Source organism: Streptomyces sp. NPDC002784, from assembly GCF_053592135.1.
This window is the reverse complement of the sequence record NZ_JBSFVD010000002.1, coordinates 548,182-563,642: the sequence shown is the minus strand read 5'-3', so window position 1 is coordinate 563,642 and position 15,461 is coordinate 548,182. Positions and strand designations below refer to the sequence as shown.

General features: G+C 72.0%; 11 protein-coding genes. 5 read left to right on the top strand and 6 right to left on the bottom strand.

The genetic code is table 11. The features are described 5' to 3' along the window. The first annotated feature begins 45 nt into the window (after positions 1 to 45). Both ACWD1Z_RS07150 and ACWD1Z_RS07145 read left to right on the top strand, forming a co-directional pair. A complete protein-coding gene (locus ACWD1Z_RS07150; RefSeq protein ID WP_451116262.1) occupies positions 46 to 1,740 on the top strand; it encodes a PHP domain-containing protein in 1,695 nt (564 codons plus the stop codon). Then, positions 1,737 to 2,252: a hypothetical protein gene (locus tag ACWD1Z_RS07145; protein WP_451116260.1), complete on the top strand. Its 516-nt coding sequence runs from the start codon at positions 1,737 to 1,739 to the stop codon at positions 2,250 to 2,252. The genes ACWD1Z_RS07150 and ACWD1Z_RS07145 overlap by 4 nt, the downstream gene beginning before the upstream one ends. 15 nt (positions 2,253 to 2,267) lie before the next feature. Here ACWD1Z_RS07145 and ACWD1Z_RS07140 read toward each other — a convergent pair whose 3' ends face one another. The 6 genes from ACWD1Z_RS07140 to ACWD1Z_RS07115 form a co-directional block, all read right to left on the bottom strand. After that, positions 2,268 to 5,126 (bottom strand): glycoside hydrolase family 2 TIM barrel-domain containing protein, encoded by a 2,859-nt coding sequence (locus tag ACWD1Z_RS07140; protein WP_451116259.1) that lies wholly within the window; start codon positions 5,124 to 5,126, stop codon positions 2,268 to 2,270. Between the two features lie 12 nt (positions 5,127 to 5,138). Further along, positions 5,139 to 5,981 carry a carbohydrate ABC transporter permease gene (locus ACWD1Z_RS07135; RefSeq protein ID WP_451116257.1) on the bottom strand — a complete coding sequence of 281 codons (843 nt, stop codon included), beginning with the start codon at positions 5,979 to 5,981 and terminating at the stop codon, positions 5,139 to 5,141. Further along, a complete protein-coding gene (locus ACWD1Z_RS07130) occupies positions 5,978 to 6,943 on the bottom strand; it encodes a carbohydrate ABC transporter permease (protein WP_451116256.1) in 966 nt (321 codons plus the stop codon). The genes ACWD1Z_RS07135 and ACWD1Z_RS07130 overlap by 4 nt, the downstream gene beginning before the upstream one ends. A 22-nt stretch (positions 6,944 to 6,965) precedes the next feature. Next, positions 6,966 to 8,231, bottom strand: a complete 1,266-nt coding sequence (locus ACWD1Z_RS07125; protein WP_451116255.1) for an ABC transporter substrate-binding protein — start codon at positions 8,229 to 8,231, stop codon at positions 6,966 to 6,968. A gap of 137 nt (positions 8,232 to 8,368) precedes the next feature. Then, positions 8,369 to 9,598, bottom strand: coding sequence for an ROK family transcriptional regulator (locus ACWD1Z_RS07120; protein ID WP_451116254.1), 1,230 nt, complete (start codon positions 9,596 to 9,598; stop codon positions 8,369 to 8,371). 85 nt (positions 9,599 to 9,683) lie between these two features. Then, positions 9,684 to 10,934 (bottom strand): FAD-binding protein, encoded by a 1,251-nt coding sequence (locus tag ACWD1Z_RS07115; RefSeq protein WP_451116252.1) that lies wholly within the window; start codon positions 10,932 to 10,934, stop codon positions 9,684 to 9,686. 175 nt (positions 10,935 to 11,109) lie between these two features. On the opposite strand from ACWD1Z_RS07115, the gene ACWD1Z_RS07110 reads away from it, so the two are divergent. From ACWD1Z_RS07110 to rsgA, 3 genes are all read left to right on the top strand, one after another. Further along, complete coding sequence (locus tag ACWD1Z_RS07110) at positions 11,110 to 12,429, top strand: radical SAM protein (RefSeq protein WP_451116250.1); 1,320 nt, start codon at positions 11,110 to 11,112, stop codon at positions 12,427 to 12,429. A 139-nt stretch (positions 12,430 to 12,568) separates the two neighbouring features. Next, positions 12,569 to 14,065, top strand: coding sequence for a cellulose binding domain-containing protein (locus ACWD1Z_RS07105; protein WP_451116248.1), 1,497 nt, complete (start codon positions 12,569 to 12,571; stop codon positions 14,063 to 14,065). A 236-nt stretch (positions 14,066 to 14,301) separates the two neighbouring features. Then, on the top strand, positions 14,302 to 15,393 hold the full coding sequence (gene rsgA / locus ACWD1Z_RS07100) for a ribosome small subunit-dependent GTPase A (RefSeq protein WP_451116246.1): 1,092 nt from the start codon (positions 14,302 to 14,304) through the stop codon (positions 15,391 to 15,393). Positions 15,394 to 15,461 lie beyond the last annotated feature (68 nt).

Sequence of the window (15,461 nt, the reverse complement as noted above, 5' to 3'; positions counted from 1 at the left end):
CGCGGAAGGCAGCCGCGGACAGTCGGCGGCAACCGGGAGGGCGTCATGGGACACGGGCATCACCACCACCATCACCACGGACACGACCACGACCACGCGGAGGTCACGGCGCTGCCCGCCGCCTTCGACGTCAACGTCCCCGACGAGGCCCTCACCCCCGAGCAGCAGTCGCGCCGCTCGCTGCTGCGCCGCGCCGGCCTGCTCGGCGCGGGCCTGGCCGCCGGCAGCGTCCTCGCCGCCCAGGCGACCCCCGCCGCGGCCGCCGCCCCGGCGGGGCGCCGCACCAACGGCTTCCTGTGGCTGGCCGGTGACCACCACATCCACACCCAGTACAGCAGCGACGGCAAGTACCGCGTCGTCGACCAGGTCCGCCAGGGCGCCAAGCACGGCATGGACTGGCTCGTCATCACCGACCACGGCAGCGCCACGCACGCCAGGATCGGCGTCGAGAAGGTCAACCCGGACATCCAGCAGGCCCGGTCCGCCTACGAGGACACCCTCGTCTTCCAGGGCCTGGAGTGGAACATCCCGGCCGCCGAGCACGGCACGGTCTTCGTCCACCCGGGCAAGAACGAGGTCTCCGTCCTCAAGCAGTTCGAGACCGACTACGACGGCAGCGTCAAGGGCGCCTCCGACTCCACGCCCGCCAACGAGGCCCTCGCCATCGCGGGCCTGAACTTCCTCGCGGAGCAGGTGCAGCGGCGCAAGGTCAAGGACGCGCTGATGCTCGCCAACCACCCGGCGCGGCGCGGTGTCGACTCCCCGCACGAGATCCGCGGCTGGCGGGACGCGACCGGCGCGGACCGGCAGATCGCCGTCGGCTTCGAGGGCGCCCCCGGCCACCAGGCCGCCGGACTGCCCGCGCCGCTCGGCATGGCCCGCGCCCGCGGCATCTACGACAACAACCCCGGCGCCAACTCCTTCGCCGGCTACCCGCCGGAGAGCTACCGCACCTGGGGCGGCTTCGACTGGATGACCGCGACCGTCGGCGGCCTGTGGGACAGCCTCCTCGCCGAGGGCAAGCCGTGGTGGATCACCGCCAACTCCGACTCCCACCAGGTCTACGCCGACACCGCCGCGCGCGGCGGCGGCGACTTCACCGCCAACGGCCGCTACGACGACCCCGTCTACGCCGGCAAGATCGACGTCACCCAGGGCGACTACTGGCCCGGCCAGTACAGCCGCACCCACGTCGGCGCCGACGGCTTCTCCTACGCCGCCGTCATGGACGGCATCCGCGCCGGACGGATCTGGGTCGACCACGGCCAACTCATCAGCGGCCTCGACGTGCGGGTCTCCGGCGGCAGCCGCTGGGCCACGCTGGGCGGCGCGCTGCACGTGAAGAAGGGCACCCAGGTCACCCTGAGCGTGGACATCGCCCTGGCCGGCGGCCCCAACTGGGCGGGCTTCACGCCGAAGCTGGCGCGCGTCGACGTCATCCAGGGCGACATGACGGGCGAGGCGGCGGACAAGGACACCCTCACGGCGCCGACGGCCAAGGTCGTCAAGTCGTACGAGGTGGACAAGGCGTCCGGCACGGTGCGGCTGACGTACCAGCTCGGCCGGGTGGACCGGCCGCTGTACGTCCGGCTGCGCGGCAGCGACGGCAACCGGTCCGCCGTCGGCGCGATGGGCGCGGCGGTCGACCCGGCGGGCCCGGCCATCGACGTCGTCGGTGACGCCGACCCGTGGGTGGACCTGTGGTTCTACTCCAACCCGGTGTGGGTCCTGCCGTCGTGACCCCGGGGTACGCCGTCACCGTCGACCCGGAGCTGCGGGACCTGCGCGCGGCCGATCATCTGCTCCTGAAGCTGGTGGCCGAACTCGCCCTCCCCGAGGGCACGTTCGGCTGCACGCACCTGGTGCGCGACGACCGGCCCCGCGTCGCCCTGTCCTTCGCCCTGCCGGCCGAGCCCCTCCTGCGCACCGCCCTGGAGGCGCTCACCGGCCAGGGGTACGCGGTGACGCCCGGACTGCCGGACCCGGTCGGCCGGGCCGTGGCGTACCCCGGCTCCACCGCGCTCACCGGCACGCTGACGGTCGCGGAGCTGCTCGGCCGCTCCGCGATCGACACGGTGACGGTCCTCGGCAGCGCGGAGCCCCCGCCGCCGGAGACCCGCCTCGTCACCCGGGACCACGTCCGCCCGCAGTGGCAGGCGGGCACCCTGGTCCTCGCCACGATGCCCGCGGCGGGCGGGGTCCTGGTCCCCTTCGAGGTACCGGATCCGACGCCGTGCTGCGCGGACCACTGAAGGGGACCCGGGGTTTCAGCCGGCCTCCGAGAACACGAAGCCGAACCGCGCCGGCCGGGCCCGCAGGACGTACCGGGGGAGCGGGCCCGGCCCGCAGGACTGGGAGCCGATGCCGTGCAGGGCGTGGTCCAGGTTGACCCACACCCCCTTCCCCGGCGTCAGGTCGGTGAGGTGACGGGCCGCGTCCAGGTGTTCGCTCGTCCAGCGGCGGGCGGTGAACCAGAACTCGGGGTCGCCCTCGACGCGCAGACCGCCCAGTTCCACCCAGCGGACGTCGGCGCGGGCGCCGTTCTCCTGCGGGCGGACGTACGGCGTCTGCAGGGCGTCCACAGTGGACCGCCAACGGCCGAGCCGCGACGCCGACCTGGAGTCGGGGTACGCCTCGCCCGGCCCGCCCCCGAACCAGCTCACCGGGTCCGCCTCGGCCAGAGCGAAGCGGACCCCGAGCCGGGGCAGCGGCACCGTCCAGTCGCCCTCCGGGGTCACCGACACCGTCAGCCGCAGCCGGTCCCCGTCCGCGCTCCAGCGGTAGACCGTGCGCAGGCCGATCTCCCGGGCGGCCGGGGCCACCCGGGTGCGTACCGTCAGCGCCTCCGCATCCCACTCCACCGCGTCCCGCCGGTGCTGCATCCGGTGCAGGCCGAGCGTGCGCCACAGCGGTCCGTGGCGCAGGCCCGTCTGCCACTCCGCGCCGTCGTCGTTGTCCGTGGTCGCCCGCCACACGTCGAGGCGGGGCGCGCTCACCTCCACGGCGCCGACCCTCAGCAGCGCGCCGGTGCGGGCGTCGAAGACCGCCGGACCGAGGCGGAGCAGCCCCTCGGCGAGGACGGGACGGCTGCTCGCGGTCACCGTCGGCCGCACCCGTCCGGTGACCGGGAGTTGGGTCCACGCCACCTCGTGCCCCTTCGGGGCCCACGCGGTGTCCTCGGCCAGCACCGCCCGCAGCGTCCACTGCGCCTCGCCGTCCCGGGTCCCGGCGGGCGGCTCGGGCAGCTTCACGTCCGCCGACGCACCCGGCGCCGGCTGCGGCATCGCCAGCGCACCGGCCTCCACCGTCTCGCCGTCCACCTGGTACGACCACTCCAGCGCGAGCGCCGACAGGCCGGCGAAGTCGTACCGGTTTTCGACGCGTACGGTGCCGTCGGCGCCGTCGCCCTCGAACCGGACCGGCTCGATGACCTTCTTGTACTCCACGAGCCCCGGCGACGGCGTCCGGTCCGGGAAGAGCAGCCCGTCGCAGACGAAGTTGCCGTCGTGCAGCTCCTCCCCGAAGTCGCCGCCGTAGGCGTAACCGAACCCGGGATGCCTGATGCCGTGGTCGATCCACTCCCAGACGAAACCGCCCTGGAGCCGTTCGTACCGCTCGGACAGCGCCTGGTACTCGGCGAGTCCGCCCGGCCCGTTGCCCATGGCGTGGCCGTACTCGCAGTGGATGAAGGGCAGTCCGCGCCGTTTGCGGGTGCCGCCGTCGAGCCCTTGCCCGATCCGCTCGACCTCGTCGTGGAAGGCGTACATCCGCGAGTACACATCGGTGTCCCGGCAGTCCCGGTCGCCCTCGTAGTGCACCAGGCGCCCGGGGTCGCGGGCGCGGATCCACTCGGCCATCGCGGTCAGGCCCCGTCCGGTGCCGGCCTCGTTGCCCAGCGACCAGATCAGGACCGACGGGTGGTTCTTGTCCCGCTCGACCATCCGGGCCGCGCGGTCCAGCAGGGCCGGGGTCCAGCGGTCGTCGTCGACAGGGTTGTCCCGCCAGTCCTGTTCGGTGAAGCCGTGGGTCTCCAGATCGCACTCGTCGATGACCCACAGGCCCAGCTCGTCGCAGAGGTCGAGGAAGGCGGGGTGCGGCGGGTAGTGGGAGGTGCGGACCGCGTTGATGTTGTGCCGCTTCATCAGCAGCACGTCCTCGCGCATGGTCCCCGGGTCCAGGGCGCGGCCCTTCTCCGGATGCCACTCGTGCCGGTTGACGCCCTTGAACAGGACCGCCCGGCCGTTGACCTTGATCAGGCCGTCCTGGAGGGCGACCGTGCGGAAGCCGATCCGCAGCGGGACGCGCTCGCCCCCGGTCGCCAGGACCCCGTCGTACAGCCGTGGTGTCTCCGCGGTCCAGGGCTCCACCGCGGCCGTCACCGCCTCGCCGGTCGCCACGTCGACGCCCAGCTCGGGAACCGTCACCCGCCCGGCGACCTCGGAGTCCACCCGGAGCGTGCCCTCGCCGGTGAGGTGGTCGTAGGAGGCGTGCACGGCGAAGTCGCCCACGGCGCCCGGCGGGCGGTGCAGCAGGGTGACATCACGGAAGATGCCCGGCAGCCACCACTGGTCCTGGTCCTCCAGGTACGAGCCCGCCGACCACTGGTGGACCCGGACGGCCAGCACATTGCCGCCCGGCCGCAGCAGCCGCCCGACCGCGAACTCGTGCGGCAGCCGGGAGCCCTTGAACTCGCCCAGCTCGGTGCCGTTCAGCCAGACCCGGGCGCAGGACTCGACGCCGTCGAAGCGGAGGGTGGCGTCACCGGTCGTGGGCCAGTCGCCGGGCAGGTCGAAGACGCGCAGGTGATCGCCGGTGGGGTTCTCGGTCGGGACGTGCGGCGGGTCCACCGGGAAGGGGTAGAGGTGGTTGGTGTAACGCGGCGCGCCGTGCCCCTGGAGGACCCAGTGGCCGGGGACCGACACCTCGGCCCAGTCCCCGGCGTCGTAGCCCCGCGCGGCGAACGAGTCGTCCTCGGCGTCCGCGGTGGCCGACAGCCTGAAGCGCCAACTGCCGTTCAGCGACAGTGATCGCGCGTCCGAAGCGGCGTACCAGGCACGCGGCGGCAGGGCACCGCGGCCGGGGGAGACGTCCTCGACATAGCTGACGTCGGTGGTGCGGAAGGTCATCGGTCTCCTCGGTCAGCCCTTGATGCCGGTCTGCGCGATCCCCTGCACCAGCCAGCGCTGGAGGAAGAGGAACACGAACACCAGGGGCAGGATGGACATGGCGGTGGCCATGAAGATCAGATGGAAGTTGACGGTCTGGTTGGTCATGTACGAGGAGAGCGCCACCTGCACCGTCCAGGCGCTGGGGTCCTGGCCGATGACCAGCGGCCACAGGAAGGAGTTCCAGCCGCTGATGAAGGTGATGGTGGCCATGGCGGCGAAGAAGTTCAGCGAGTTCGGCACCACGACACGCCAGTACGCGCCCCAGTAGCCGAGCCCGTCCACGCGCGCCGCCTCCTCCAGTTCCCTCGGGAATCCCAGGAAGTACTGCCGGAACAGGAAGCAGGTGAAACCACTGAACAGACCGGGGACGATCAGGCCCCGGTAGGTGTCCACCCAGCCCAGCGAGGAGACCAGCACGAAGCTGGGCACGAAGGTCACCGCGGTCGGCACCATCAGGGTCACCAGCACGGCGTAGAAGACCTTGTCGGCGTGCCGGTAGGGGATGCGGGCCAGGCCGTAGCCGGCGAGCGAGCACACCAGCAGGGTGCCGACCGTGTGCAGGACGCCGACGATCGCCGAGTTCCCGAGGGCGCGGGCGAAGTCGACGGTCGGGTCGTCGAAGGGCTCGGTGATGTTGCCCCACTGGATGTCGGTGGGGAAGAACTTCCAGTCCTCGCCGGTGATCTCCGGGTCGGTCATCAGGGCGTTGCGGACGATCAGATAGAAGGGGACGAGGAAGAGGAAGGCGGCGACGCCGGTGGCGGCGTAGAGGCCCGCCGAGCCGAGGACCCCGCCGCGCCTTGCCTTGCTCACGTGGACCCCTCCCTTCTGCCGAAGCCCAGGAACCTGCCCTGGAGCAGGGTGACGACGCAGATCAGCAGGGTCAGGATCATCGCGCCCGCGCTGCCGGCGCCGTAGTCCTGGTTCTCGCCCAGGGCGATGTAGTACAGCTCGACCAGGGGCGGGCGGCCCCAGGTGGAGTTGGTGAGCAGGTTGAAGAACTCGTCGAACGCCTGGTACGCCTGCACCAGGAGCAGCAGGATCACCGCCGTCGAGGTGGCCCTGAGCTGGGGCAGCGTGATGTACCGGAAGGTCTGCGGGCCCCGCTTGGCGCCGTCGATGGCGGCGGCCTCGTACAGCTCCTGCGGGATGTTCTGCAGGGCCGCCAGGAACAGGATCATGAAGAACCCGGCCTGCAGCCACAGTCGTACGGTGAGGATGACCAGCCAGTACCAGGGCGGGTCGGGGCTGGCCAGCCAGGCGATGTCGTCGATGCCGAACCAGCCGAGCACGGTGTTCATGAGGCCGAACCGGACCCCGCTGAAGATCGACATCTTCCAGATCAGCGAGGCGGCGACATAGCTGACCGCCGTCGGCAGGAAGAACACCGACCGGAAGAACGCCCGCATGAACCGCAGCCGGTTCACCATCAGCGCCAGACCGAGCGAGAACGCCCAGGTGGTGGGCACGATGAACGCGGCGAACACGGTGAAGGTGACGAGCGAGCCGGTGAAGTCGTCGTTCGACAGCATGTAGCGGTAGTTGTCGAAGCCTATGAACTCGCTCGGGGTGACGGTGAAGCGGGCGTCGAAGAAGGAGAGCCACAGGCTCCAGCCGATCGGGACGTAGACGAAGAGCCCGAGGCCGATCAGGAACGGGCCGGTGAAGAGCCAGAAGGCGGCGGTGGGGTTGCCCCGCAGCCGTCGCCGGGGCCGGGCCCCGGGGACCTTCGCCGGGGCGGGGCGCGCGGGGTCGCTCTGGGTGATGGTCGCCATGTCGCGGATACCTGACCGGCGGCTATCCGAAGAGCTTCTTCAGCTCGCGGTCGACCTTGCCGTCCGCCTTGTCCAGCGCGCCCTCGGGGTCCCCGTCCTGCCGTACGCAGTCGGCGAGGACGTCCTCGACGGCGTCGAGCATGGCCTGGGTGAAGCCGATGTTGTCGAAGTGGCCGTACTCGTTGAAGAGCTCGACGCCCTCGGCGGGCAGGCCCGACTTGAGCTTGTCGGCGGACTCGGCGAGCGAGGTGCGCGGCGGGATGTGGAAGCCGTAGGAGAGCGACCAGTCCTCCTGGTACTCCTTCTGGTCGATCCACAGCCACTTCACGTACTCCTTGGCCGCCTCGACGTTCCTGCCCTTGGCGTTGACGAACATCGACCAGCCGCCGTTGTAGACCGCCGGCTTGCCCGCGTCGCCGACCTTCGGGAAGGGGAAGATGCCGAGGTCGTCGCCGAGTGCCTGCTGCATCTGCGGCATGGCCCACATCCCGCACCACTGGATGGCGGTCAGGCCCTGGTTGAGCGGGGAGGGGTCCCAGAAGTCGGTCGGGGCGCCGAGCAGGAGATCGCCGCTCTTGAACAGCCCCCGCAGCTGGACCAGGCCGTCCTTGACCGCGTCGGTGTGATAGGCGATCTCGTTGTTCTCGTCGAGGGTGTCGGCGCCGGCCGCCCAGATCAACGGCCGCATGATCGCGTCGAGTTCATTGCCGAGGAAGAGACCCTTGACCTTGTCCGTGGTCAGCTTCGCGGCGGCCTCGATCAGCTCCTCCAGCGTCCGCGGCACCCCGACGCCCGCCTTCTCCAGCAGCGACTTGCGGTAGTAGAAGAACTGCGGGTCGTCGATCATCCGGACGCCGTATATCTTCCCGTCGACCGTGTGCGAGGCGATGTCGGCCTGGTTGAAGTCGTCCTTGACTGGGCCGACGATGTCGGTCAGGTCGGCCACCTGGCCGCTCCTGACGAGCTGGATCTGCGGGTGGAACTCGAACAGGTCCGGGGCCTTGTCGGTGAGCAGCGCGGAGAACAGCTTGCTCTCGAAGTTGTCGCCGGTGATCCACTGCGTGGTGACGTCGGCTTCCCGGTACGCCTTGGCGTAGCGCTTGATGGCCTGTTCGGTGCCGGCCTCGCCGTACGCGTGGAAGTACTGCACCAGGTGCGCGCCCGAACCGGAGCCGCCGCCACGGCCGTTGTTGCCGCCGCACGCCGCGAGGCCGCCGCCGGCGGCCAGGCCCATGGCGGCGCGCAGAACGGTGCGGCGGTCCCAGTTGCTGTTCCTCGTTGCCGACATCTGACGTCCTTGTCTCTAGACGGCTGCGCTTGCGGAGCGGGACGTTAACCTTCGGACAATCCTTCGGCAAGGGGTTGGACGAAGTCGGTGCGAAGAGTTGTGCGGCGTTCGGAATGCCGTACGGATCCCGCCCGTCGTCAGGAGTGTGGTGCCGTGCGGGACCTCTTGGGCTGCCGGCGTCCGGCGGACTGGAGCGCCCCTTCCAGCGCGAACGTGGCCGCGCCCAGGCACACCGGGTCGGTGGGGATGGGGGACAGGACGATCTCGGTGGCGGCCATCGGCCGCGGCAGCGCGTGCCGGGCGACGGCCTCGCGCACCTCGGTGACCAGCGGCTCGCCGAGGGCGGTCGCCACCCAGCTGCTGAGCACGACCACTTCGGGGTTGAACAGGTTGACCAGGTCGGCGATGCCGGTGCCCAGGTAGCGCACGGTGTCGCGGAGCACCTTGAGCGCCACCGGGTCCTGGGCCCGCACGCCTTGGGCCAGCGCGGCGACGGTGGCCGTCTGGTCCTCCGGGTGCAGCAGGGTGCTCCCGGGGCTCAGCTCCCGCAGGGTCAGCATGATTCCGGAGGCGCCGACGTACGCCTCCACGCAGCCGTGCTTGCCGCAGCGGCACAGCCGTCCGTCCAGGACGATGGTGGTGTGGCCCCACTCGCCGGCGCTGTTGCTGACCCCCCGGTGCAGCGCACCGCCGAGGACGAGCCCGGCGCCCACGCCGGTCCCGAGGTTGACCACCACGGCGTCCCCGCGCCCGCGCGCGGCCCCGAACCACAGCTCGGCCACCGCGGAGGCGCGCAGCGGATTGTCCAGGTGCAGCGGGTAGGCGATGTGCTCGGTGAGCAGGTCCAGCAGCGGCACCTCGTGCCAGTCCCAGTTCGGCGCGTACTCCGAGACGCCGGTGGCCCGGTCCACCTGGCCCGGCACGCTGACCCCCACGCCGAGCACCCGCGCCCCCTCGACCCCGGCCTGCGCGACCACCGAGCCGACGGCGGCGGCGACATGCCCGACCACCTGCTCGGGCAGGCTCTCGCCGGGGCGGACGTCCTCCTCGGCGCGGGCCAGGACGTTCAGCGCGAGGTCGAACAGCTCGACATGGACGTACGTCTCCGCGATGTCGACGCCGATCAGCGCGCCGCCCGACGCGTTGACCGCGACCAGTCCCCGGGGCCGGCCGCCCGCCGAGTCCTCGAAGCCGACCTCGGTGATCATCCGCAGGTCGAGCAGTTCCCCGACGAGCGTGGCGACCGTGGCGAGGCTCAGCCCGGTGGCGGCCGCCAGCTCCTGCCGGGAGGTGGGCGACGCGGCGATGATCTGACGCAGCACCTCGTAGCGGTTCGCGGTGCGGATGTCTCGTGAGGTGCGCTTCACCGGGCCGGCCCCTGTCCCTTCGCTCTGGCCGGTCGGCACCGGCGCGGCGCCAGGCTATGGGCCCCGGGGGAGGTTCGACAAGGGGTTAGGAAAGGGGCTGGAGGAAGTCGCTCAGGAAGGCGTTGGTGAAGGTGCCGCCCGGGTCCAGCGACCGGGCCAGCTCCCGGAAGTCACCGAGCCGCGGGTACCGCTCGCGCAGGGTCCCGGCCGGCGTGGTGAACACCTTCCCCCAATGAGGCCGCGCGTCGAGCCCGTCCAGCGCCTCCTCCAGCCGCCGCACCACCGGCAGCACCGCCGCCGGGTCCGCGATCCAGGTGAAGTGCAGGGCCACCGTCTCCCGGCCGTACGACGGACTCAGCCACTGCTCGTCGGCGGCCACCGTCCGCACCTCGCAGATCTGCAGCACCGGCGCCACGGTCGTACGGATCGCGTCCAGCGCCCGCAGCGCGTCCATGGCGTACGGCCGGGGCAGCAGGTACTCGGACTGGAGCTCGGCGCCGCTGCTCGGGGTGAACTCCGCCCGGAAGTGCGGCAGTCGCTCGTGCCAGGGCCCCGGGACCCCGAACTGCTCGGTGCAGTTGACCGCGGGCATGCCCGGCACCGGGTGCATCTTCTCCGTCGCGGGCGTCGCCCAGGGGAAGGCGGGCAGCGGCTGGCCGGTGCGCCGCTTCAGCCACACCTGGCGGAAGCCCGGCGCCCGCCAGTCGGTGAACAGGCTGACGCTGTACGCCGCCCGGGCCACCGTCTCGAACTCCAGCCGCTCCAGCGGGAGTTCGGTGAAGACATGCTGCTCCACCTCGAAGGCCGGCTCCAGGTCCAGGGTGAGCGCGGTGACCACGCCGAGCGCGCCGAGCGAGGTGACCGCCCCGCCGAACCGGGCGTCCTCCCGCCCGATCCGGACCGTCGACCCGTCCGCCGTCACCAGCTCCACCTCGCGCACGGGCGCGGCCAGCGAGCCGTTGGCCACCCCCGAGCCGTGGGTGCCGGTGGCGACGGACCCGGCCACCGAGATGTGCGGCAGCGACGCCATGTTCGGCAGCGCCAGTCCGTGTCCGTGCACCACCCGGGCCAGCTCCGCGTACCGCACCCCGCCGCCGACCCGCACGGTCCGGGCGGCGGTGTCCACGTCGATCGGGGCGGGCAGCCCGGCGAGCGACAGCAGCACGCCCTCGGCCCCCGGCTCGGCGATCTCGTTGAAGGAGTGCCCGCTGCCCAGCACCCGCACCCGGGCGCTCCCGGCCACCAGGGCCCTGAGCGCGTCGAGCGAGTGCGGGCGGTGCAGTTCCTTGGCGGCGTAGGTGATATTGCCGGCCCAGTTGGTGACCGTCTCCGTCATCCGTCATCCCTCCGGAGAGTGCGTGTGCGCCGAGCCTCTCATCCGCCCGTCCGGGCCCTGGGGCACAGTGGTGCATACCGGACGGATCCGCGGCACGAGGGGACCCGGCACGGATCACGCGCAGGCAGGGGCATACCGTGAGGAGTCGAACGCCTGAGCCGGGAGGAGACACGGGATGGGCAGCCGTACCGCGCTGGTCGAGGATCTGATGGAGCGCTTTCCGCACGTACCGCGGGAGGCCGTCTTCAAGGAGGACCTGCTCCGCGGCGGTGTCGCCTTCGACCCGTCCGCGCTGAGCGACAACGAGTCCGGCGAGGTCAAGCCGAAGTCGTACTTCATCTTCTCCTTCGACCACGGCACCCTGCCGGAGCTCGGCGAGGCCGCGCTGCGACGGCCGCCGGAGGAGATCATCCTCACCGGCGGTCCCTACGACCTGCGCCGGACCGTGGTCTCCGTGCGGGTGAACCCGGCCTCGCCCTACCGGGTGGCCGCCGACGAGGACGGCGTGCTCGGCCTCTACCTGGACGGCAGGCGGATCTCGGACGTCGGGGTCCCGCCGATGCCCGAGTACTACCGGCACACCCTCGCGAACGGGAAGTCGGTCATGGAGGTCGCCCCGACCATCCAGTGGGGCTACCTGATCTACCTCACCGTCTTCCGCGTCTGCCAGTACTTCGGCGCCAAGGAGGAGTGCCAGTACTGCGACATCAACCACAACTGGCGCCAGCACAAGGCGGCGGGGCGGCCGTACACCGGGGTCAAGGACGTCGAGGAGGTCCTCGAAGCCCTGGAGATCATCGACCGGTACGACACCGCCAAGGTGTCCACCGCCTACACCCTCACCGGTGGCGCGATCACCAGGACCGTCGCCGGGCGCGACGAGGCCGACTTCTACGGCCACTACGCCAAGGCCATCGAGGAGCGCTTCCCGGGCCGGTGGATCGGCAAGGTCGTCGCCCAGGCGCTGCCCCGTGACGACGTGCAGCGCTTCAAGGACTACGGCGTGCAGATCTACCACCCCAACTACGAGGTGTGGGACCGCCGCCTGTTCGAGCTGTACTGCCCCGGCAAGGAGCGCTACGTCGGCCGCGACGAGTGGCACAAGCGGATCCTCGACTCCGCGGAGGTCTTCGGCGCCCGCAATGTGATCCCCAACTTCGTGGCGGGCGTGGAGATGGCGGAGCCCTTCGGCTTCACCACCGTCGACGAGGCGATCGAGTCCACCACCGAGGGCCTGCGCTTCTTCATGTCGCACGGCATCACGCCCCGCTTCACCACCTGGTGCCCGGAGCCCACCACCCCGCTCGGCAAGGCCAACCCGCAGGGCGCGCCCTTGGAGTACCACATCCGGCTGCTCCAGGCCTATCGTCGGACGATGGAGGACTTCGGGCTCTCCTCGCCCCCCGGTTACGGCCCGCCCGGACCCGGCCGCGCGGTGTTCTCGGTCAGCTCCTTCATGGACAGCCTGCCCGAGGAGCAGCCGACCACGGTGTGACGGCAGTGGCCCGTGAGAGGTGAAGAGCACGCTTGTCAGGTGTGTCGACGACGTGAAAGGCTCGTCCTCTGCCGCGAGGTTTCCCCCAACTCCATTGCCAATACGGTGAGTTGACCTCGCTTGTGGATGCAGGAGACCCATGCCCGACCTGCCGAGCCCCCAGGACGCCACCGAGGCCGCGCTGTTCTCCGAGTGCTGGGACGCCGTGCTCTCGTACGCCGACCTGTGCACGGCCGGTTCCACCGCGGCCACCGACCTGGCCACGGAGGCGTTCTCGGCCGGCATGCGCGAGGTCCGCGCCGCCGCGTCGCACGGCACCCGGTACGCCGGCCGCCGCTCCCCGCGGCTGCCCCGGATACCCCTGCTGCTGACCGCCGTACGCACCGCCGCCGCCGACTGGGAGGTCAGCGGCCGGGGCAGCCGCCTCGACCCCGATCTGCGGCTGTGGCTCAACTCCGGCAAGGCCGCCCGGTACGCCGGACCGCCGCAGGGGCGCCCGCTCGCGCTGCGCGGACTGCGGGACATGCAGCAGCCCGACGCCGAACTGCTGTGGCTGGCCGAGGTGGAGGCGCTGCCGCTGTCCGTCGTGGCCCGCCGGCTCGGCCTCGACCCGGCCACCGTCTCCGAGGAACTCGTCCAGGTGCGGGGCCTGTTCCGGGACCGCTGCCACCGCAACCTGCTCGACGCGCCGCAGGCCCCCGAGTGCCGCGGCTATGTCCGGCTGCTCGACGCGGTGACCCGCTCACCCGTCACCGAGGTGCCGGCCGACCTCTCGCAGCACCTCGCCCGCTGCGTGGACTGCGCCGAGGCCGCCGCCTGTCTGCGGCTGCACGGCGTGGGTCTGCCCGCCGCCCTCGCCGGCGGGGTCATCGGCTGGGGCGGCCTCGCCTACCTGGAGCGCCGCCGGCGCGCCGCCGAGGTCCGGCTCGGCGCCGGACGCCCCGGCCCGGCGGTCCCCGACGGCGTGGACGCCGACCCCGCGGCGCGGAAGGCGAAGACGGTACGCGGCGGTCTGCTCGCCGCGGCCGTCCTGGTGTCGCTGCTGGCGCTCGCCGTGTCACTGATGCCGTTCGGCGGCTCCGGCTCCGGCCCGGGCTCCGGCGGCGACACGGCGGCCGGCGACTCCGGCCGTCAGCCGGTGGCCGGCCAGTCCGGCCCGTCGTTCGAGCCCTCGGCCGAGGACACCGCCGCGAGCCCGTCCGCGCGGCCTTCCGCCGGTCCCGGCGAGCGCACCCCCGAGCGCTCCCCGGAGCGCGAGGACCCCGACCCCGGACCCCAGGGCACCGCCACCACGACCTCCGCAGCCGCCCCCAGCGCCCCGGAGACCTGCCGGGTCCGCTACCACCTGGTCAACCAGTGGCCCGACGGCTTCCAGGCCACCGTCACCGTCACCACCGAGCAGCCCCTGGACACCTGGCGGGTGTCCTGGTCCTTCCGCGAGGGCCAGCGCGTCGGCCACATGTGGGACGCGGACTTCACGCAGCACGCCTCCCGGGTCACCGCCACCGCCACCGCCTACAACCAGGCGGTCCCCGCCGACGGCACGCTCACCTTCGGCTTCACCGCCTCCTGGCAGGGCAAGAACTCCCCGGCGCACGACTTCGCGCTGAACGGCCGGAAGTGCGGCACGACCTGAGCGGAGAAAATACGTTGACGCCCCGCCGCGGGGCCGGGCTACAGTGACGGCGCATCACACCGATCGCGTGTGAACCGACGAGAGTGGACGAGGAGGTGTCGACCGATGGCTGTCTTTGCGATGGGCGCTGCCCGCATCCAGGAATCCATCACGTCCACCTCCGTGGCCACCGGCTGAACCCACTCTCCCTCGCGTCCAGCGACGCGCGCCGGGGCCGCCCTTGTGAAGGGTCACCCTTGACTTCCAGCTCTGCTTTCACCTCGCTCCTCCCCTACGGCTGGGACGACGCCTGGGCGGACGAGTTCGCCCCCTACGACGCCGAGGGCCTGCTCGCCGGGCGCGTCGTCCGCGTCGACCGCGGGCAGTGCGACGTCGTCACCGCCGACGGGACGCTCCGCGCCGACACCGCCTTCGTCACCCCCAACGACCCGATGCGCGTGGTGTGCACCGGTGACTGGGTCGCCGTCGAACCCGGCGGCAACCCGCGCTACGTACGGACGTATCTGCCGCGCCGTACCGCCTTCGTGCGCTCCACCTCCTCCCAGCGGTCCGAGGGGCAGATCCTCGCGGCCAACGTCGACCACGCCGTCATCGCCGTGTCGCTGGCCGTCGAACTCGACCTCGGCCGGATCGAGCGGTTCCTGGCGCTCGCCTGGGAATCGGGCGCCCAGCCCGTGGTCGTGCTCACCAAGGCGGACCTCGTGCCGAACCCGGTGACGCTCGCGCATCTCGTGCAGGACGTCGAGACGACGGCGCCGGGTGTGCCGGTGCTGACCGTCAGCGCCCATCTCGACGAAGGGCTCGAGGTCCTCGCCGCCGTCGTCGGGGGCGGCACGTCCGTGCTGCTCGGGCAGTCCGGCGCGGGCAAGTCCACCCTCGCCAACGCGCTGCTCGGGGCGGAGGTCATGGACGTCCGGGCCACCCGGGACATCGACGGCAAGGGGCGGCACACCACGACCACCCGGAACCTGCTGGCGCTGCCCGGCGGGGGCGTCCTGATCGACACCCCCGGTCTGCGGGGGGTCGGGCTGTTCGACGCGGGGACCGGCGTCGGGCAGGTCTTCGCGGAGATCGAGGAGCTCGCCGCGCGCTGCCGCTTCCACGACTGCGCGCACGAGGCGGAGCCGGGCTGCGCCGTCCTCGCCGCCATCGACTCCGGGGAGCTGGCCGTGCGGCGGCTCGACAGCTACCGGAAGCTGATGCGGGAGAACCAGCGGATCGTGGCCAAGACCGACGCCCGGCTGCGGGCCGAGATCCGGCGCGACTGGAAGCGAAGGGGGGCGGAGGGGCGCGCGGCGATGCAGGCCAAGCGCAACGGCTGGCGTTAGGCCGCACCGACCGTCACGTCCGAATCCCGCTAGCCCCGCCCCCGCGACTGCCGGAGACTGGGACGCGT

What these genes read in the sequence shown, in the direction of transcription:
- ACWD1Z_RS07140 (WP_451116259.1), bottom strand. Translation starts at nt 5,126, where the DNA reads ATGACCTTCCGCACCACCGACGTCAGCTATGTCGAGGACGTCTCCCCC.
- ACWD1Z_RS07125 (WP_451116255.1), bottom strand. Translation starts at nt 8,231, where the DNA reads ATGTCGGCAACGAGGAACAGCAACTGGGACCGCCGCACCGTTCTGCGC.
- ACWD1Z_RS07150 (WP_451116262.1), top strand. Translation starts at nt 46, where the DNA reads ATGGGACACGGGCATCACCACCACCATCACCACGGACACGACCACGAC.
- ACWD1Z_RS07105 (WP_451116248.1), top strand. Translation starts at nt 12,569, where the DNA reads ATGCCCGACCTGCCGAGCCCCCAGGACGCCACCGAGGCCGCGCTGTTC.
- ACWD1Z_RS07115 (WP_451116252.1), bottom strand. Translation starts at nt 10,934, where the DNA reads ATGACGGAGACGGTCACCAACTGGGCCGGCAATATCACCTACGCCGCC.
- ACWD1Z_RS07110 (WP_451116250.1), top strand. Translation starts at nt 11,110, where the DNA reads ATGGGCAGCCGTACCGCGCTGGTCGAGGATCTGATGGAGCGCTTTCCG.
- ACWD1Z_RS07130 (WP_451116256.1), bottom strand. Translation starts at nt 6,943, where the DNA reads ATGGCGACCATCACCCAGAGCGACCCCGCGCGCCCCGCCCCGGCGAAG.